Below are 19199 nucleotides of genomic sequence, written 5' to 3'. Positions count from 1 at the left end.
ACCGACGCCACCCGGCTGGTGATCACGAAGTCGAGACCCGCATGGGAGATAGCGCGGCTCACTTGCCCGCCGGCTGAACCCAGAAGCGACGCCCCCATGCCTGGCTTATCTCGTCAAAGGAGCCATCGCGGTGCATCTGCTCCAGCGCCGCCTGCAGGCCTTCGATAATGGCGGCATCCGTGTTGCGGCTGAAGGCAAAAGAGAACGACTTGGTCTCCTGAAACTCAAACATGGGGACAAACTCCCAGTAGTGATGGCCCAAGGTCTCTATGTGGTAGGCGGCCCCCATCTGCATGGCTGGCGCGACGTCGGCCCTGCCGTGCAGCAGCATGCGAAACTTGTCGTCCTCGTCGTGAACCAGCACCAGATTGAGCCCTTTCTCCGCCAGCTCGATGGCCAGCGCCGAGTCGCGTACCACCGCGATCCGCCAGGGGGCCAGATCAGCCAGCTGATGGCCCACCACATCGTCGCGTTTTGCCAGGCGATACACCCAGGTGACGCGAGGCCCGATAGGGCCGACCCAATGAAAGAGCGCCTCGCGCTCGGGCAGCCTTATCATGCTGAAGATGACTGTATTCGGGTCATATTGCGCCATCTGATAGGCCCGCGCCCAGGGCAGGAGCTGGATGCCCTTGCGGTCGAGCCCGATGCCGCTGACCTCCAGCATTCGCTTGAGCAGATCCACCGACAGCCCCGTTACCTGGCCGTCCTTGTCCCGATAGTTGTATGGGGGGAGCTCCTCCGTTACCGCCTGAATGGTGGCCCCCATGGCGCTCCCCAGCCAGCACCACAGCAATACCCAGCGCAGAATATGGAGCATGATTGCACCCTCGAGCTGACTCTCTTGTCATGAGTATGATGGACGCGAACAACACAATACAGGCAGGCGGACAGGTACATGTCAGGGCGCTGGCATCCCCCATCCGCTGGGAAGAGCGCAATAAAAAACCGGCAGCAGGTTGCCGGTTTTTTATTGCATCAAGGCGTCAGACCAACACGGCGGTCCCGCTGATGCTGACCATCAGCATGCTGCCGCTTTGCCCCACCACCTCGTAGTCGATGTCGATGCCGACCACCGCATTGGCACCCAGCGCCGCGGCGCGCTCCCTGAGCTCGTCGAAGGCGATTTCCCGGGCCCGGGCCAGCTCTTTCTCATAGGCGCCGGCGCGGCCACCGATGATGTCGCGGATCCCGGCAAACAGATCCTTGAACACGTTGGCGCCAAGAATGGCTTCACCCACCACGATGCCGCGGTACTCGCGAATGGTCTTGCCTTCCAGGGTGGGGGTAGTTGAGAGGATCATCTGGGTTTCCTTGTGGATTGAACTGGGGGACAGCCTAAAGCAGCCAAGGGGGAGCAGGCAAGCAGGGAGACCCGGTTTGCCCCTGGCGGAGCATGGCGGCGCGGGCCTGCCAGCACGGATCCCGTGCGCGTCGACGACGTGGCACCTGTCCACATTCAACGACGAAAGGCGACATCGAGCCGCCACATGGCCTGCTCCGACAGCCCCTTTCATTAGCCGATCCGGCTCAAACATCAAGTGACAAAAGTGCCAGTTGTGACCCATTTTGCCTTTCCCTAGGGTGAGTCTGTCCCGGCCATGGACCGGAGACAGACCCACTTCTCACGAGGAGAGCAGCATGAAGCAGCAGGATACCCGACTACCTCACCCCACCCTCGCACCGGGGGTATGTTCCCCCGCCAGCCAGCTCGCCGACACCGCCATGGAGACCATGTCATGACCACGATCGCCACCCTGGATCTGGGGGATCAGGGTCTGCTGGCAGACTACCTGTCGGCGACCTCACCCGCCCTGCTCAACCAGACCTATGCGAACTTGTTGTTGATGCAGCAGTCATTGGCCAACAGCGAGATCGACTCCACCCTCGCGGTCAAAATCGAGGCCTACCAGGCCCAGATGATGAGTCAGGCACGCTACTACCAGCAGACCAACCTGTCCGGCCTCATCCACCTGCTGAGCAACGGCTCCAACTTCTACGCCCTGGTCGCCGCGTTCAATCGCCTGCTTGGCCAGGAAGAAGACGCCGCCGTGCTCGCGGGTCGCGCCCGGCTGGCCGAGCAGCTGACGTCCCTCGCCGATCAGGCCCTGAGCTATCGGCTCAATGCCCAGGCACTCAATACCCGCGTGCAGGTGGCCTGGGGATCCCTGCGCCCCCTGATGGAGCAGTTCAATGGCGTCATCACCCAGCTCGAGCAGGATCTGATGGCCGATGCCAAGCGCCAGACCGAGATCATTGATGCCCTCAACCAGGCGATTGCCGCCAATATCCAGGCCATCGTCGATGAGGGTGGCAAGGCCGGTGAAGGGGTCAACCAGCTGGGGCGGGCCATCGTCACCTCCCTGACGCTGGAACAAAAACCGGCCGACAAGGGGGCCAAACCCACCACGTCGCAGGAGATAGCCAAACAGACAGACCAGCAGACCCAGTACATGGTCTCCGGTCTCAAGGCGATCTCATCGGGCATTGCCGGCTCCAGCCTGGCGGCCCGCGAGCTCAAGACCAACACCGACAAGCTGGCCGAGGCCTACCAGGCGCTGGCCGCCACCAACACCCTGCTGACCGTGGCCAAGTCGGTACAGGCGCAAAACCAGCTGTTTGTCGACACCTACAGCCGGGTTGCCGATGCCGTCACCCAGCTGCCGGCTGGCTGGCAGAAGGTGGCCGACGCCTATCAAGGGGCGGTACCCGTGGTCGCCGACCTCAACAGCCCCGACGACGTGCGCCAGCTGCGGCGCACCCTGGCGCTCAACACCCAGTCCTGGCTGCTGCTCGCAGGCCAGGTTGACGACATCAAGGCAGCCTACGCCGGCAACGGCATCCTGCCCGACGCTTAATCCCACCACGCAAGGACACGCCAAATGACCAACGCAACAACCATCACCATGGACCAGGGGATGGCCAACCAGGCTTCCCAGGCCCTGCAGATCCAGACCTACTGCAACAGCGTCAAGCAGCAGGTGCCGGTGGACTTCAGCCAGTTCCCGAACCTCAAGGACAACCAGACCCAGATCAACCAGGGGCTCGATCTGGCGAAGGGGCACGCCGACCTCTATCTCAATACCGTCCAGCCGCAGATCATCACCAACATCAGCAACATCTCCAACTACTTTGCCCTGCAAAACGCCATTCCGGCCGTGCTGCCGCCCGGCTCCACCAAGGCGCAATGGCTCAGGCAACTGAGCGTCATCAAGGAGCAGGCCACCGAGTATCAACGGCTCTCCGCCGACACCCGGCTGGTGATCGTCAATCTCAACAACAACCTCATCACCGACTCCAGCAACTTCCAGGGCATAGTGGTGAACCTCAACAGCAAGGTGCAGGGGGATAACGGGGTGCTCGCCCAGCTCAACGGTGACATCGACAAGGTGAACGCGGCCATCGACGGCGCCATCGCCGGCATCGTCGCCGGGGGACTGCTGGTGATTGGCGGCGCCTTCGTCACCGCCATCGGTGCCGTGGCTGACTTCGTCACCGCCGGCACCTCGACCCCGGTGGTCATTGGCGGGGTCGCCATGATGGTGGCCGGGGCCGGCGGCATCACGGCTGGCGCCATCGTGCTGCACAACTCCCTCGGTACCCGCCAGGATCTGTACCAGAAACGCAGCAACCTCAACAGCGAGGTACTGATCGCCACCCAGATCGGCAACGGCTACAAGGGGCTGCAGGTGCAGGCGCAAAACGCCGTCACCGCGGCCACCCAGATGAGCAACGCCTGGGACGCCCTCACCTCCGATCTGGGCAGCCTGATCACCGACTTGGACAAGGGGATCACCAGCGGCGACGACATCCGCCAGCTCTGGCTGACCGCCGCCGACACCACGGTCAAGACGGTGCTCACCGACGTGACCACCATCAAGGCCCAGATGGCCGGCGTGAGCCCGCTGCAAGTGCCGCAGACCGACACCATCGCCAACTTCGTGGCGCGCCTGGCTGCCTAACCCCCGGGAGGGCGGCCTGGCCGCCCTCTTTTATAAGGAGACCCCATGAGCAACGGCATTCTTTCCCAATCCATTGCCAACATGCAGCAGGCCGAAGCGACCATTCAGTCCTTCACCGGTCTGCCGCAAAACGCCGTCAACATCCAGCAGAACGTCGGTGAGGTGGTCGCGGCCCTGCTGCCCCAGGTGCAAACCATGCAGCAGCAGGTGCTGGCATTTGCTGGTCGTCTGGAGACGCAACTGACACAGCAGCTGGCCAATAGCGGCCCCTTAAACCCAGACGCCCTCAAGGCGTTTGTCGATCAGGTCCAGCAAGAGATCGCCCCCATCCAGACCCTGACCGCCCAGACCCTGACTGCCAGCCAGGCGGCCAACGATCGCATCACGCAGGACAACATAACGTTGCAGCGGATCGGCGTGGAGCTGCAGGCCACCATCGCCGGGCTGCAGTCCAACCTGGCCGGCGCCCGGCAGGAGCTGGACTCCCTCAACAAGAAGAAGCTCTACCTGCTGGGGCTGGGACTGCTGGGGCTGCCTGGCCTCATCGCTCTGGCCGTCACCCTGACGCAGACCCAGAACAAGGTGAGCAGCCTGGAAGGACAGGTGAACCAGATCGAGGGGCAGATCCAGCGCCAGCAGGGCTTCCTCGGCCAGACGACGGCGTTTTCCCAGCAATTTGGCTCCCTCATCGATCGGGTGAGCAAGGTGGGCAACACCATCACCCTGCTCGGCGGCGACATTGCCAACGTCGCCCGCGATGCCGGGCAAGGGGATCCGGAACTGGCGCGGCTCTTCTTCACCGCCGCCCTCACCGAGGTGCGCACCCTGCAGGTGGACGCCTCCTGATACGACCGCAACAAAAAAGGAGAGGCCAAGGCCTCTCCTTTTTCATGGTGCGCGGGACCATTGTCGCCCCGCCACGTTTGCCCCAGGCTGCTTAGTGCAGCTTCAGGGTCGGGCGCAGCACCCGGTTGATGCGGCCCACCAGCATGATAAGGCCGGTCTTGATGTAGCCGTGCAGGGCGATCTGGTGCATCCGGTAGAGCGAGATGTAGACCAGACGGGCGATGTAACCCTCTACCATCATGGAACCGCGCATCAGGTTGCCCATCAGGCTGCCCACGGTGGAGAAGCGACTCAGGGACACCAGCGAACCGTGATCGTGGTAGAGGTAGGGCTTGAGCTCGCCACCATTCATCTTGGCCAGGATGTTCTTGAACGCCTGGGTCGCCATCTGGTGGGCGGACTGGGCGCGCGGCGGCACGAACTTGCCATCCGGCTGCGGGCAGGCGGCGCAGTCACCGATGACGAAGATGTTCTCGTCGCGGGTGGTCTGCAGGGTCTCTTTCACCACCAGCTGGTTGATGCGGTTGGTCTCAAGACCGGCAATATCCTTCATGAAGTCCGGCGCCTTGATACCGGCCGCCCACACCATCAGATCCGCTTCAATCAGCTCGCCATCCTTGGTGTGCAGCCCATCTGCGGTCGCTTCGGTGATCATGGTGGCGGTGCGCACGTCCACGCCGAGCTTGACCAGCTCCTGATGGGCGGCGCCGCTGATGCGCTCCGGCAGAGCCGGCAGGATGCGGGGGCCCGCTTCCACCAGGGTCACCTTGAGGCTGTCGGTGGTCAGGTTCTTGAAGCCGTAGGCGTAGAGCTGCTCCACCGCGTTGTAGAGCTCGGCAGAGAGCTCGACGCCGGTGGCGCCGCCGCCGACGATGGCAATCTTCACCTTGTCGCCCGGCTGGTATTCGGTGGCGAACTGCAGGAAGCGGTTCATCATGCTGTTGTGGAAGCGGTGCGCCTGGGAGGGGCTGTCCAGGAAGATGCAGTGATCCTTGATGCCCTTGGTGTTGAAGTCGTTGGAGACGGAACCGATGGCCATCACCAGGTAGTCGTAAGGCAGCTCACGCTCGTTGACCACGATGTCGCCGTTCTCGTCGACGATCTTCGCCAGCACGATGCGTTTCTCGTCGCGCTTGATGTCGGTGAGGGTCCCGAGCTGGAAGTCGAAACCGTGGTTCTTGGCGTGGGACTGGTAGCTCAGGGCGTCGATGCCCGCGTCCATGGAGCCGGTGGCCACTTCGTGCAACAGGGGTTTCCACAGGTGGGTGCGGTTGCGATCAACCAGGGTGATCTTGGCCTTGTTCTTCTTGCCCAGCTTGCGGCCCAGGCTGGTAGCCAGCTCCAGACCGCCGGCACCACCGCCGACGACAACAATATTGGTCATGGTTAATTACCTCGGTTCCATTAAAGCGAAGGGAGCCATCGGCTCCCTTGATAGTTGAATCCATGACGTGACGATCAATCAGGCTTCTTTGAAAGCCTTCATCTGCTGCAGGTGATGAGAGATGTTCTTGAACTTGTGCGTCTCTCGTTCATCCCACACGATGTTGTAATAATTCTTCAATTCACGCTCAGTTTCGCCATTATCGCGCACTTCATCCTGAACGGAAAGGATGCAGAGGCAATTTCCTGAATTTTTACTACGAAACTCAGACACACATTTGGTGCCGATATCTTCGTACTCTTCCGGCCGGTCGATCTTGCCCTGCATGTTGATCTCGGGGTGCAGGTTGGGGTTGAAGATCACCTGCTTGATGCCGCACAGAAAGCCGATGCGCTCGCTCCAGTAGCCACCCAGTCCCACCCCGCAGATGAGAGGCTTGGGATCGGTACTCATGTCGAGCTGCTTCTTCACTTCCTTGAGCAGATGGCTCATGTCATGACGGGGGTGAACCGTGCTGTAGTGCACGAAACGTACATCATCATCGATAAACTGCAACTGCAGCACTTTCTCGTGATTGCCGGGGCTGGTGGCATCGAAGCCATGCAGATAGATGATCATGGATAAGACCTCAGGATCTGTGTCGGTTTTATCGAAACTACCCCAGCGGCAGGGCCCTGCGCCACCAAAACATCCAACTTTCTTGCTTTGGATCACGCCCTCTGTTGCTGATGAAACCAGAGCGGCGGGGCCGGCTCGCCATCGGCTATCAATCTGAGAGCCAGACCGACCGAAATGATAACCGGGCTACCAATCTGACAGCCCTCCCCTGCCGGTAGGAAAACGATTGGCAGCCATCGATGCTGTCAAGCGTGATCCCGCCTGCAAAAATGCGCATGAACAGGGCCAACAGGCCCCATGCATGCCGACCGAGCACGGTTCCTGCACTCCCCCTGTGATGCAGCGCGAAGGCGACCTTCGTCTGCGTGGCCGGATCCTGGGCGACCCGGACCACATCCATGAACGGGACAGCCAGCCTGCCCCATCTTGCCCGGCCCTTGCCGCCGGGCCGCAAGGAGTGATCTGTTCATGCACCAGACCCAGCCCCCCGGGGCGGCCAAGGGCCGCGCCATCGACGAAGTGGAGCGCCTGCTCCCCCCCGGCCAGCTCTTTACCCTCGGCCTGCAGCATGTGCTGGTGATGTATGCTGGCGCCGTGGCGGTGCCGCTGGTCATCGGCGGCAGCCTGGGACTGCCCAAGGATCAAATCTCCTATCTCATCAGTTCGGATCTCTTCTGCTGCGGCATCGTCACCCTGCTGCAGTGCCTCGGCATCGGCCGCTTCGCTGGCATCCGCCTGCCGGTCATCATGTCGGTCACCTTCGCCGCCGTCATGCCCATGCTGGCCATCGGCGCCAACCCGGCGCTGGGGCTCACCGGCATCTTTGGCGCCACCATCGCCGCCGGCATCCTCTCCACCCTGCTGGTGCCGCTCATCGGCCGCTTGATGCCACTCTTTCCCACCGTGGTGACCGGGGTGGTGATCACCTCCATCGGCATCAGCATCATGCAGGTGGGCATCGACTGGATGGCGGGGGGCAAGGGCAACCCCGAGTACGGCAGCCTGCGCTACATCGGCACCAGCTTTCTGGTGCTGGCCTTCATCCTGCTGGTGACCCGCTTCACCAAGGGCTTTTTCAGCAACATCTCGGTATTGCTCGGCATCCTGTTCGGCTTCGGGGTGGCCATCGCCATGGGGGAAGTGAGCCTGGACGGCCTGAGTGAAGCGGCCTGGTTCGCCCCCATAGTGCCGTTCGCCTTCGGCTGGCCCACCTTCGATCCCATCTCCATCGCCACCCTCACCGTCATCATGCTGATCACCTTCATCGAGTCGATGGGGATGTTTCTGGCACTCGGCGACATCGTCGGCCACCCGGCCAGCCGGGGCGACATAGTGCGTGGCCTGCGGGTGGATGGCATCGGCACCATCATAGGCGGCATCTTCAACAGCTTCCCCCACACCTCCTTCTCCCAGAACATCGGGCTGGTGAGCGTGACCGGGGTGTCGAGCCGCTGGGTCTGCGTCATGTCGGGAGGGATCCTGCTCGCCTTCGGGCTGGTGCCCAAGATGTCGGTGCTGATCGCCTCCATCCCTCCCTTCGTGCTGGGGGGCGCCGGCATAGTCATGTTCGGCATGGTGCTGGCCACCGGCATCCGCATCCTGGCCAGGGCCGACTACAACAGCAATCGCCACAACCTCTACATCGTCGCCATCAGCTTAGGCGTCGGCATGATCCCCACCGTCTCCGGCCACTTCTTCCAGCACTTCCCCGCCGCCCTGCAGCCGTTGTTTCACAGCGGCATCCTCTTGGCCACCCTCAGCTCGGTGCTGCTCAACCTCTTTTTCAACGGCTACCAGCCGGACCTGCGCCACCAGCCGAGGCCCCTGCTGGTAGGGCCGGTGCGCCCGCCCGCTCAGCCGCAGCCAGGCAAACCCGCCCCATAAAAAACCGCCGGGCAGCGTGGCTGCCCGGCGGTTTCATTCAGCAAGCCTGCGCTAGCCGCGGGTTTGGGCGAAGCGCTCCACCGCCGCTTCCACCAGCGCCAGGCTCCCCTGCCAGAAGGCGCTCTGGCGAATGTCCTGTCCCAGGTGCTTGGCCACCAGATCTTCTGCGCTCATCCGGCCGGTATCGCGCAGCAGGTCGCGATAGGCCTGGGCCACATTCTGTTCTCCGGCTTTCTGGCGATTCATCAGCTGCTGATAGACGCCGAGGCTGAACAGATAACCGAACAGATAGGGGTAGTTGTAAAAGCCAAACCCGGCGATGGAGAAGTGCGCCTTGGCCGCCCAGAACAGGGGGTGATAACGGCACAGACTCTGCTCGTACCAGCGACCCCAGGCCTCGTCGGTCAGCGCCTTGAGCCGGGCCGGCGAGACATAGCCCGACGCCCGTTCCGCCACCAGGGCGCGCTCGAAATCGAAGCGGGCCGGGATATTGACCAGGAAGGTGGCGGCGCCATCGGCTTCGGCCCAGGCGATGGCCTGCTGCTCTTCCGAGCTTTGCGCCTGCTCGAACAGGGCGCTGCGCACCAGGGTTTCGGCGAAGATGGAGGCGGTCTCCGCCAGCGTCATAGGGTAACGACGCTGGCTCATGGGCAGATCGCGAATCAGCCAGTTGTGCCAGGCGTGACCCAGCTCGTGGGCGAGCGTGATGACGTTGTCCATGGTGCCGGCATAGGTGATGAAGACCCGCGGCTCCACCGGCTCGGCAAACTTGGTGCAGTAGGCCCCTGTGCGCCGGTTGGGGGTGGGCGCAGCATCGATCCACCCCTTTTCGGCCATCATGCGGGCAAATTCCCCCATCTCGGGATCAAAACAAGAGAACGCCTCGGCGATGATCTCGATGGCCTCCTCGAACGGGATCTCGCGGCTCACCGCGGCCGGAGGCGGGGCAAACAAATCCTCCGGCCCCAGCTCCTCGATGCCGAGGCGCTCGGCCATCAGCCCCAGCGCCCGCTGACCCAGCCCGCGTGCACGCCAGGTCTCCTGCATCAGGGTATCCAGGGTCGCCCGCTCGATGTGGCTCTGGTGACAGGAGAGATCGAGCGCATCGAGCTGGCGGCTGCGGCCGCGCTGGCGCGAAAGCTCAAGCCGCCAGCCGTTGAGGGCGTTGAGGATGGCGGCCACCGTCTCCTGCTCCCCCTCCCAGCCGGCGCTGATGGCATCGAACGCTTCCCGGCGCAGGGCCCGCAGCGGACTGGAGAGCAGGTTGCTCGCCTCGGCCAGCCCCATCTCGCGGCCATCGATCAGCAGCCGGATCTTGCCCACCAGATCGTTGTAGAGGTTGCCCCAGGCGTGCAGGCCGTCGGTACCAAGGCCGATCACCAACTGCTCAGCCTCCACCGGCAGGCGCTGATCCTGCAAAAGGCGCTCGTGGCGCAGCCGGTACGCCTCTTCCCCCAGCAGGGAGTCGGCCATCAGCTGCTCGAATTCGGGTTCCGGCAGGGCCAGCATCAGATCCTCGACCGGCGCCAGGGTCTTGAACAGATCGGCATTGAGGGCGCGGGCACGGGAGGCCAGCTGCTTGGCCAGCTCGTCGCGGGCATCCTGACTGCCACGGCAGGCCGCCAGCACGGCCAGGTTCCAGCCAATGTTGTGAATGTCCCGAGTCCGCAGCCGCACCTCGCGCAGGAAATCCTGCAGCGCCTGCGCATTGGCCCGGGCGGCGCCAAGCCCCTCGATAAACTGGCCGAGCTCGTCCAGACTGGCGCGCGCCAGGGCGAGATCGGCTGCCACCTGCGGGCAGTCGAGGGCGGGATAGATATGCTGGTTTTGCCACTGTTGTGGGTAGATTCGTTGCTGCATCAAACGCTCGTCATCAGGTTGCGGGGCCGGGGCCCGTTGAATGCGCGTGGCGAGCCACAGGCCCGCCACCAGGATAAAAACGGCCGGGCTACCTACACCAGCCGCTCGAGGCGGGCGACCGCCTCTTCCACATAATCGAGGCTCTCCTGCCAGAAGGCAGGCTCACGAATGTCGACCCCCAGGTGCTTCTCCACCAGCTCTTCTGCGCTCATGCGGCCGGTGTCGCGCAGCAGCTCCCGATAGGCGTGGACGAACTCGCGCCCCGCCCGCGCCTGCTGGGCATAGAGCCCCAGGCTGAACAGGTAGCCAAACAGATAGGGGTAGTTGTAGAACCCGAGCTCGGCGATGGAGAAGTGGCCCTTGCTGGCCCAGAACAGCTCGTCATATTGACTCAGGGTGTCACCATACCACTGCTGCTGCGCCGATTTCATCATCTGCCGCAGCAGCCCGGCCCCCACGTATCCCTCCTCCCGCGCCACCACCAGGGCCCGCTCGAAGGTAAAACGGGCCGGCACGTCGAGCAGCAGGCTGGCGGCCCGCTCCCCATCCAGCCAGGCGATGGCCCGGCGCTGCTCCATGTTGTCGGTGGCCGCCAGCAGGGCATCGCGCACCAGCGCCTCGGCAAACAGGGAAGCTGTCTCTGCCAGCGTCTTGGGGTAGTCACGCTGCTCCAGCGGCAACTCCCGCATCAGCCAGCTGTGCCAGGCGTGCCCCAACTCATGAGCGAGCGTGATGACGTTGTCCAGGGTCCCCTCGAAGGTGAGAAACACCCTTGGCTCGGGCGGCTCGGCATACTCGGTGCTGTAGGCGCCGCTGCGCCTCTGTTCGCTCGGGGCAGCGTCAATCCAGCCATTGGCCGCCATCATGCGGGCAAACGCTCCCATCTCGGGATCAAACTCGGCGAAGGCATCGGCCACCAGGGTCAGCGCCTGCTCGAAGCTGATGAGGCTGCTCGCCCCGGCAGGCGCCGGGGCATAGAGATCCCAGGGGGCGAAGTCGTTGATCTGCTGGGCGCAGGCCATGGCGCGCAGGGCGCGCCGCCCCAGCTCCTTGTGCTCGCAGGCCGCCGTCATCAGGGTCTCCAGGGTGGTCCGCTCCAGGTGCCCCTGATGGCAGGAGAGATCGAGCGCATCCCACTTGCATTCCTTGCCGCGCTGGCGAGCCAGCTCGTTGCGCCAGCCGTTGATGGCGTTGAGGATGGCGGCCACCGTCTCCTGCTCCGCCTCCCAGGCCGCCTGGATGGCGTGCCAGGCCGCGGCGCGCCGAGACCGCTGCGGGTGGGCCAGCAGGTTGTCCGCCTGGGCCAGCCCCATGGGCTGCCCCTCCACCACCGGCCTGAGCCTTCCGACCAGGCCACCGTAGAGATCCCCCCACCCCTGCAGGCCATCCACGCTCAGCCCCGCGATCAGCTGCTCGCTCTCGAGCGACAACCACTGACCCCGCTGGCGCCGGTCGTGGCGAATGGCGTAGGCGAGCTCGAACAGCTCGGGATCCTGCAGCAGGGCGCGTACCTGCTCCTCGGGGGCACGCACCCAGAACAGGGCCACCGGTTTGCAGAGCTGGGCCAGGCTTGCCTGCAACTGCTGGCCGCGGGAGAGCAGCAGCCGGGCCGCCTCGTCGCGCCCGTCCCGGCTGAGCCGGTTGTAGCCGTAGGTCTGCCAGTTCCACTCCAGCAGGCGTACCTCGCGCCAGCAGGCCCGGATGGCCCGCAGCAGATGGCGCAAGGCATTGGTGTCGTTGGTCTTGGGCAGTTCATCCAGCAGGGGCTGCAGGCGCTTCATGGCCTCGCGGGCACGCTGGAAGTCGGCGTCGATCGCCGGGCAGTCGGGGGTGGCATAGATGTGATCATCCTGCCAAACGGGTGGTTTCATGACGTTCCTTGTCTGTTTGCATCCATGTGGGTTGACCCCGCCTCTGTGAGCGGGTGTCAACCGGATAGTACGAAAGGAGGCCGGCCCTTGCCTAGCCCCCATCCGAGGCAACAGACGAGACAGTATCTGACGGGATGACCCGCTATCGCGGAAATGCCTACCGACAGTCAGGCCACTCGCACTATTTGGCGGGCTTGAGCTTGCTCACCAGGGTCATGGCCAGCACCAGCACCAGCCCGGCCACCACGCCGGCCACGGCGTTGAGCAGGGTCGGCGTCACCAGTGCGAGGGCGGCGCCGACCGCAGGCAGGGTGGCCACGGCCGCGGCAGCTCCCTCAATCAGGTGGTGCACGAAAGGCCAGCCGTGCACCAGGATGCCGCCCCCCACCATGAACATGGCGATGGTGCCGACCAGCGCCAGCAGGTGCATCAGCCGCGGCGCCGTCACCAGCAGCCCCTGCCCCACCGCCCGGCGCAGGGCGCTACCATCGGGCTTTTGCAGCAGGTGCAGGCCGATGTCGTCGAGCTTGACGATGAGCCCCACCAGGCCGTAGACCCCCGCCGTCATCAATACGGCAATGCCCGCCACCACCGACAGTTGCAGTGCCAGGCTGGCTCCCTGCACGGTGCCGAGGGCGATGACGATGATCTCGGCCGAGAGGATGAAATCGGTGCGAATGGCCCCCTTTATCTTCTGCTGCTCGAAGGCGACCAAATCATCGGGAATGGATGCGGTATGCGCCTCCCCCTCGCTCGCCTCATGGGGCAGAAACTTGTGGGCCAGCTTCTCGGCCCCCTCGAAACAGAGGTAGGCCCCCCCCAGCATCAGGAGCGGGGTGATGAGCCAGGGCACCAAAGCACTGATGGCGATGGCGGCAGGCACCAGAATAAGCTTGTTGCGAAACGACCCCTTGGCCACCGCCCACACCACCGGCAGCTCCCGCTCGGCACGCACCCCGGAGACCTGCTCGGCGTTGAGAGCCAGATCGTCCCCCAGCACCCCGGCGGTCTTCTTCGCCGCCACCTTGGTCATCAGCGCCACGTCGTCAAGTACGCTGGCAATATCGTCGAGCAGAGCCAACAAACTGGTTCCGGCCATATCAGAAAATCCTCATCAGGGTAGTCAGGGTCCCACGGTTCACCGGCAGCAACTGCCGATGTCGAGAGCGATGCCGGCCGAAGGGGGATCCCTATTGCGGGAAAAGATGGCACAGTGTAACCAGAAGCCGCCCGTTCGGCAGCAACCACATCAGGGTCATTTGGCCTTGATTCATCCGGTGCCCGCAGGCCCAAGGAGTATTCCATGCAACCCTGGCAACCGCTGCTCACATTCTGGTTTGGCGAAGAGAGTGACGACGTCACCCGCGCCAAACGCCAAGCCCCCCTCTGGTGGGGCAAAAACAGCGCCACCGACGCCCTGCTCGCCAGCCGCTTCGGTGACCAGGCCGCAGCAGCAGCCGCTGGCGAGCTCGCTCATTGGGCCGAATCTGCCGAGGGCCGGCTGGCCCTGATCCTGCTGCTCGACCAGCTGCCGCGCAACATCCACCGCGGCACTCCCGCCGCCTTTGCCCAGGATGCCAAGGCGCGGGATCTCTGCCTCAAGGGGCTCTCGCTGGGAGCGGATCTGGCGCTGCCACCGCTGGAACGGGTCTTTTTCTACCTGCCGCTGGAGCACGCCGAATCCCGCGAGCAGCAGGCCAGAAGCGTGACCCTGTTCGAGGGACTGGCAGCCGAGCAGGCAGCCGGCCCGGCGCGGGAGACCTTCGCCGGCTTTGCCGACTTTGCCCGCCGCCATCAGGTGATCATCGAACGTTTTGGCCGCTTCCCTCACCGCAACGCCATCCTGGGCCGCGCGAGCACAGAAGAAGAGGCCGCCTTCCTGCTGCAACCGGGTTCAGGTTTCTGACCCATAAAAAAATCCCCGCCAAGTGGCGGGGAGCTGGCACCCATCGTGATCACTGGATGCGATAACGAGAGATCTGCTGGTGAATATTCTCGGTGGTCACATTCAACTCTTCCGCCGCAGCCGATGTCTCTTCCGCCGTGCTGCTGGTCTGCTGGACCACCTGGGCGATCTGCTCCACCTGATGGGCAATGGACTCCGCCGCCGAGCTCTGTTCGCGAATCGCGATGGTGATCTCACCGACCTGATCCATGACGCGATGGGAAGCATGACGGATCTTGGTAATGATCTCCCCGCTTTCAGTGGCCATGGCCACCCCCTGCGCCACTTTCTCTTCCACCTGAACCATCTTGGTCACCGTGAGCTGGGAACCCTGTTGAATCGCCTCCACCGTCTCCGAAATCTCCCTGGTCGATTGGGCCGTCCGCTCCGCCAGTTTGCGCACCTCGTCAGCCACCACGGCAAAACCGCGACCCTGTTCACCCGCTCGCGCGGCTTCAATGGCCGCATTCAACGCCAGCAAGTTGGTCTGCCCCGCCACATCGCTGATCACGTTCACCACGCCACCGATCCGGGAAATGCCATCACCCAATGCCGACACTTCGCTGGAAGCCTGACGAATGGCCTCTGCGATCTCGTTGATGGCTTTCACCGTTCTGTCTATCGTGGTCCCCCCATCGCTGGCGAGCTTGCCGGATTCATTGGTGATGCGGCTGGCCTCCTGGGTTCGCTGGGAAATATCCGTGATGCTCACCGTCATCTCCTCCACCCCGGCAGCAATGAGACTGGTGGCATCGTTGGCCTGGCTCGCCGACGAGGCAAGGTGATGAGCCGCCTGGGAGAGCGACTCGGCCGTGCTTTTTATCTGCAGGCTGCCCACTGAAAACTCGGTAAAGGTTTGCTGCAAGGTGTCCAGCAGACGGTTGACGGCCGAGAGGGTCAGACCAATCTCATCTTGCTGGGTCACCTTGGCCCGCAAGGTAAAGTTCAAATTGTGCTGAATATCGGAGAGCGTCGCCATCGCCAGCCGCAGCGGATTGGCGACCTGTCTGAACAGCCAGATAAACAGCACCAGGGTCAATATTCCGGTACCGCAAGAAATAAACAGCATGGTCTGGAGGCTATTGTCGTAGTTCTTTTCACCCTGCAGTTTGACTGCCGCCCCCAAATCAATGTTGAATTTCACATGTTTATCTATGGCCTTGGAAAACTGCTCGAACAGTGGCATGACATTGCTGGCGATAAAGTCTCTGGCCTCGGTGTTTTTATTATCGCGAGACAATATCAGGACCTTTTCTATCTCCTGATAATATTGCTCAATGATGCGCTGATCATCCGTCGTCAGTTGCCGATCCTCTTCATTGGAGAGCATCTCTGCTTGGTATTTTTGTAACAGAGAGCGGATTTCAGTACGCAGATCTGCAATGCCCGTCTCAATCTGATTCATCTTGCTGTTGTCGGTATTGAGCACATGGGTCTGGATCAAGGCGTGCAATGCGTAAAAATCGGCTTGTACCTGTTTGATGAGGGAGATGCTGGGCACCGTATTGTCGGTGACATAACCGAGATCAGTGTCGGCAGCAGAGAGTCGGTTGATGCTGAACCAGCTGAGAAAGGTCAGGGCCAGCATAACCAGCAGGGCAATGAGTTGAAGCCGGCGAGCAATGTTCATAAAGGCATACTCCGTTAATAAACTCCATTGCAGTGTAGACGATGGGCAACCTCCGGATGGCCCGTAAAATGTGCGCTTCCTTGCACATCTGTCACTGCTGCCAGCCCTCGCGCTTCACCCGCTGCCGATGGTCAGAACCAGGCCCGAAAATAACCTCGCTGGCTGAATGTGAATGCGAAAAAGACCCGGCTACGACTGTGCCGGCCAGCCAATAAAAAAGAAGGAAGACATGTCGTCTTCCTTCTCGCTATTTATCTTCGCTCGGGATGACCCGGTAGGCCCACAGTGTGACGGCCGTCGATGAAGGTCACGCCGCCTCCGCCAGCTCCTCTTCTTTTTTCTGGTAAGCCTGCGGCGTGAGCCCCAGCAGCTCCTGCACGGTGGAGGCCACCGTAATGGAGGAGATGGTGCCCACCAGGATGCCGGCGAACAGGGTGAAGGAGAAACCGTAGAGGGCGTCACCGCCGAACAGCAGCAGGGCCCCCACCGTGAACAGGGTGGTGCCCGAGGTGATCATGGTACGGCTGAAGGTAGCCTTGATGGCCACGTCAGAGCAGTCGTGGATCCCCATCTGGGTGCGCGAGCTGAGCAGGTCCCGCAAGCGGTCGGAGATGACGATGCTGTCGTTGAGGGAGTAGCCGATCACCGCCATCAGGCCGGCGATGACGTTGAGATCGAACTCGATGTTGAACAGCGCCAGCAGCCCCAGCGCCACCAGGCCGTCGTGCAGCACCGACACCAGGATGCCGATAGCCTGCCGCCACTCGAAGCGCACCGCCAGGTAGGCGGAGATGGCAAGCGAGGCCACCAGCACCGCCAGCATCCCCTGCTGGAACAGCTCGGCGCCCACCTGGGGACCGACGATGGTGGTGCGCAGCAGCTCCACCGGCAGGTTGAGCTGCTGGCCCAGCATCACCGCCAGCTCCTCGGCCGGCCAGGGCAGCTCGTGGGGCGGCAGCTTTATCAGCCACTCGCCGGGCACGCCGGCGCCATGCAGCTCGACTACGCCCGCCAGGGGGGCCGTCAACAGGGCGTTGAGCTCATGGGCCTCCTTCAGGGTCTGGATGCGAAACTCCAGCAGGATGCCGCCGGTGAAGTCGAGACCGAGGGAGAGGCCGTTGATGGCAAGCACCGCGATGCTCGCCACGGTCAGCAGCACGGAGGCCCACAGGCCGATGTAACGCCAGCGGGTCAGCCCCATGGCAATGATCATTCTCAGCATTCTTCTTCCCTCGACAGCAGATGGCTCGGGCTTCCCGCAGGGAAGCGCGTGGCGCGGGCGCGGAGCAGGCTCGAACGCGCGGCGCGATGACACAGGTAGTGATCCGTCATGGTCACACCCTCAGCAGCTTGGCGCTGCTCTTGCCCCACAGGGGGTTGATGATGGCGCGCGTGCCCCAGATGCCGGTCACCATGCTGGAGATGAGGCCCAGGATCAGGGTGATGGAGAAGCCCTGCAGCGGCCCGGAGCCGATGGCATAGAGCACCACGGCGCAGATGAGCGTGGTGATGTTGGCATCGAAGATGGTGCGAAACGCGGAGCGATAACCAAAGTCGATGGCGTTGGCCAGCGAGCCCCCTTCCCGCAACCGGTCCTTGATCCGCTCAAAAATGAGCACATGGGTATCCACCGCCATGCCGACGGTGAGCACCAGGCCGGCGATCCCCGGCAGGGTCAGCACGGCCCCCGGCAGCACCGCCAGCATGCCTACCTGCATCAAGAGGTTGGCAATGAGCGCCGTGATGGCGACCCATCCGAACTTGCGATACCAGGCCATCATGAACAGCATCATGCCCGCCATGCCAAACGCCAGCGCGGTGAAGCCCGCCTCTATGTTCTGCAGACCCAGGGTCGGGCCTATGCTGCGCTCTTCCAGGATCTTGAGGGGCGCAGTGAGGGCGCCGGCCCGCAGCAGCATGGCCAGCTCCTGGGCTTCCGGTACGCTGCCAATCCCGGTGATGCGGAACTGGTTGCCAAGGGCGGTCTGGATGGTGGCGACGTTGATCACCTCGCTCTGGGCCCGCAACTTGCCCTGGGCATTGGTCTTGTACTCGGTGAAGACGGTGGCCATCGGCTTGCCCACGTGCTGGCGGCTGAACTGGTTCATCTTGCTGCCGCCCAGGCTGTCGAGCACGATGTTGACCTGGGGTTGCCCCATCTCGCCCATGTTGGCGCGGGCATCGACGATGTGCTCACCGGTCAGCACCGGCTTGCGAGCCAAGCCAATCGCCTGGCCGCTGCGATCCGCCATGAAGAAGCGGCTGTCGGCCTGGGCTTCGTAGAAGGCCAGCGAGGCGGTGGCCCCGATCACCTCTTTCGCCTGCTTGGGATTGTGCACCCCCGGCAGCTCGATGCGGATGCCGTCCTGGCCCTGGCGCTGTACCGAGGCCTCGACGATGCCGAGCTCGTTGATCCGCTTTTTCAGGATCGACAGGTTCTGGGTCACCGCGTTGTTGGCCAGCAGGGTGCGCTCGGCCTCGCTCATCACCAGCCGCAGCTCGTTGCCGCTGCGCTTGAGGGTCCACTGATCCTGGCGGGTGCCGGCGGAATCCTTGATGATGGTGAGCCAGGGCGCCTGATCGGCCACCTCAGGCAGGGTCACCCTCACCTCCCCTTCGCTCACCCTGGCCACGTTGGCGCCGCGCAGGCGCGCCTCGCGAAACTGGGTGCGCAGCATGTCCACCAGGTTCTTGGTCTGGTTGTCGATAACGAAGCTCAGATCGACCCCGATCAGCAGCTGGGAGCCGCCGCGCAAGTCCAGCCCGAGCTTGATGGGGGCGGCGCCGAGCTGAGTTATCCAGCCGGGGGCGTTGGAGTAGAACTCCAGGGTCAGCGCCGAGCTGTCATAGCCCTGCTGCTCCAGCAGCTGCTTGGCGCGCTGCTGCTCGGCCTGGCTGGCAAACACCAGCTCGACCCGCTCGCCCTGCTGCACCTGCTTCTGCGGCTCGATGCGGTTGTCGGCCAGCAGGGTAAGCTGCGCCTCGGTCAGGCTGGTCTGGCCGTGCAGACCGAGGGAGGGCTGCTCACCGAAGAAGGTGGGCAGGGAGTAAAACGCAAAGGTGAACAGCATGAGCAGCAGCAGGGCGTACTGCCACATGTTCATGCGGTTCAAGGTGATACGACTCTTTTTTCTCATGAAATCAGCCTCTGTCAGGAGAAGGCGGCGCACTCGCCACGCTGGCGGCACGCAAAAAAACA

The 19199-nt window shown here is 63.2% G+C and carries 15 protein-coding genes; 5 read left to right on the top strand and 10 right to left on the bottom strand.

The window, feature by feature from the left end:
* Positions 1–58: 58 nt before the first annotated feature.
* Positions 59–820 carry a substrate-binding periplasmic protein gene (locus tag PG897_RS15920; protein WP_043169494.1) on the bottom strand — a complete coding sequence of 254 codons (762 nt, stop codon included), beginning with the start codon at positions 818–820 and terminating at the stop codon, positions 59–61.
* A 166-nt stretch (positions 821–986) separates the two neighbouring features.
* Entirely contained in the window at positions 987–1304 is a 318-nt protein-coding gene (locus PG897_RS15915; protein WP_005302101.1) for a heavy metal-binding domain-containing protein, read from the bottom strand.
* 435 nt (positions 1305–1739) lie between these two features.
* On the opposite strand from PG897_RS15915, the gene PG897_RS15910 reads away from it, so the two are divergent.
* The 3 genes from PG897_RS15910 to PG897_RS15900 are packed head-to-tail and all read left to right on the top strand — an operon-like array spanning position 1740 to position 4808.
* Positions 1740–2858 (top strand): hypothetical protein, encoded by a 1119-nt coding sequence (locus PG897_RS15910; protein ID WP_043169496.1) that lies wholly within the window; start codon positions 1740–1742, stop codon positions 2856–2858.
* A 24-nt stretch (positions 2859–2882) separates the two neighbouring features.
* Complete coding sequence (locus PG897_RS15905) at positions 2883–3962, top strand: HBL/NHE enterotoxin family protein (RefSeq protein ID WP_005302109.1); 1080 nt, start codon at positions 2883–2885, stop codon at positions 3960–3962.
* Positions 3963–4007: 45 nt separating this feature from the next.
* On the top strand, positions 4008–4808 hold the full coding sequence (locus PG897_RS15900) for a hypothetical protein (protein WP_201881259.1): 801 nt from the start codon (positions 4008–4010) through the stop codon (positions 4806–4808).
* 91 nt (positions 4809–4899) lie between these two features.
* Here the strand turns inward: PG897_RS15900 and PG897_RS15895 are convergent, their stop codons facing one another.
* Positions 4900–6192 carry an NAD(P)/FAD-dependent oxidoreductase gene (locus PG897_RS15895; protein ID WP_010633673.1) on the bottom strand — a complete coding sequence of 431 codons (1293 nt, stop codon included), beginning with the start codon at positions 6190–6192 and terminating at the stop codon, positions 4900–4902.
* A gap of 78 nt (positions 6193–6270) precedes the next feature.
* A complete protein-coding gene (gene ycfP, locus PG897_RS15890; RefSeq protein WP_005302119.1) occupies positions 6271–6810 on the bottom strand; it encodes an alpha/beta hydrolase YcfP in 540 nt (179 codons plus the stop codon).
* A gap of 468 nt (positions 6811–7278) precedes the next feature.
* Here ycfP and PG897_RS15885 point away from each other — a divergent pair, with 468 nt between their 5' ends.
* Complete coding sequence (locus tag PG897_RS15885) at positions 7279–8694, top strand: nucleobase:cation symporter-2 family protein (protein ID WP_201881257.1); 1416 nt, start codon at positions 7279–7281, stop codon at positions 8692–8694.
* A 51-nt stretch (positions 8695–8745) separates the two neighbouring features.
* Here PG897_RS15885 and PG897_RS15880 read toward each other — a convergent pair whose 3' ends face one another.
* The 3 genes from PG897_RS15880 to PG897_RS15870 all read right to left on the bottom strand — a co-directional run bounded on the left by PG897_RS15880 (position 8746) and on the right by PG897_RS15870 (position 13524).
* Positions 8746–10554: a M3 family oligoendopeptidase gene (locus PG897_RS15880; protein ID WP_201881256.1), complete on the bottom strand. Its 1809-nt coding sequence runs from the start codon at positions 10552–10554 to the stop codon at positions 8746–8748.
* A 92-nt stretch (positions 10555–10646) separates the two neighbouring features.
* A complete protein-coding gene (locus PG897_RS15875) occupies positions 10647–12425 on the bottom strand; it encodes a M3 family oligoendopeptidase (RefSeq protein ID WP_201883673.1) in 1779 nt (592 codons plus the stop codon).
* 181 nt (positions 12426–12606) lie between these two features.
* Positions 12607–13524, bottom strand: a complete 918-nt coding sequence (locus PG897_RS15870; protein WP_201881254.1) for a DUF808 domain-containing protein — start codon at positions 13522–13524, stop codon at positions 12607–12609.
* A gap of 204 nt (positions 13525–13728) precedes the next feature.
* On the opposite strand from PG897_RS15870, the gene PG897_RS15865 reads away from it, so the two are divergent.
* Positions 13729–14331: a DUF924 family protein gene (locus PG897_RS15865; protein WP_201881253.1), complete on the top strand. Its 603-nt coding sequence runs from the start codon at positions 13729–13731 to the stop codon at positions 14329–14331.
* Between the two features lie 49 nt (positions 14332–14380).
* Here PG897_RS15865 and PG897_RS15860 read toward each other — a convergent pair whose 3' ends face one another.
* The 3 genes from PG897_RS15860 to secD form a co-directional block, all read right to left on the bottom strand.
* A complete protein-coding gene (locus PG897_RS15860) occupies positions 14381–16000 on the bottom strand; it encodes a methyl-accepting chemotaxis protein (RefSeq protein WP_201881245.1) in 1620 nt (539 codons plus the stop codon).
* 307 nt (positions 16001–16307) lie between these two features.
* Entirely contained in the window at positions 16308–17222 is a 915-nt protein-coding gene (secF, locus tag PG897_RS15855; protein ID WP_005302136.1) for a protein translocase subunit SecF, read from the bottom strand.
* 112 nt (positions 17223–17334) lie between these two features.
* Positions 17335–19137 carry a protein translocase subunit SecD gene (secD, locus tag PG897_RS15850; RefSeq protein ID WP_201881244.1) on the bottom strand — a complete coding sequence of 601 codons (1803 nt, stop codon included), beginning with the start codon at positions 19135–19137 and terminating at the stop codon, positions 17335–17337.
* Positions 19138–19199: the final 62 nt, after the last annotated feature.

Origin of the sequence: Aeromonas sp. QDB20 (assembly GCF_027707805.1) — a bacterium.
Lineage (GTDB): Bacteria > Pseudomonadota > Gammaproteobacteria > Enterobacterales > Aeromonadaceae > Aeromonas > Aeromonas dhakensis.
The sequence above is the reverse complement of the archived record's forward strand: the minus strand, read 5'-3'. Positions and strand labels throughout refer to the sequence as shown.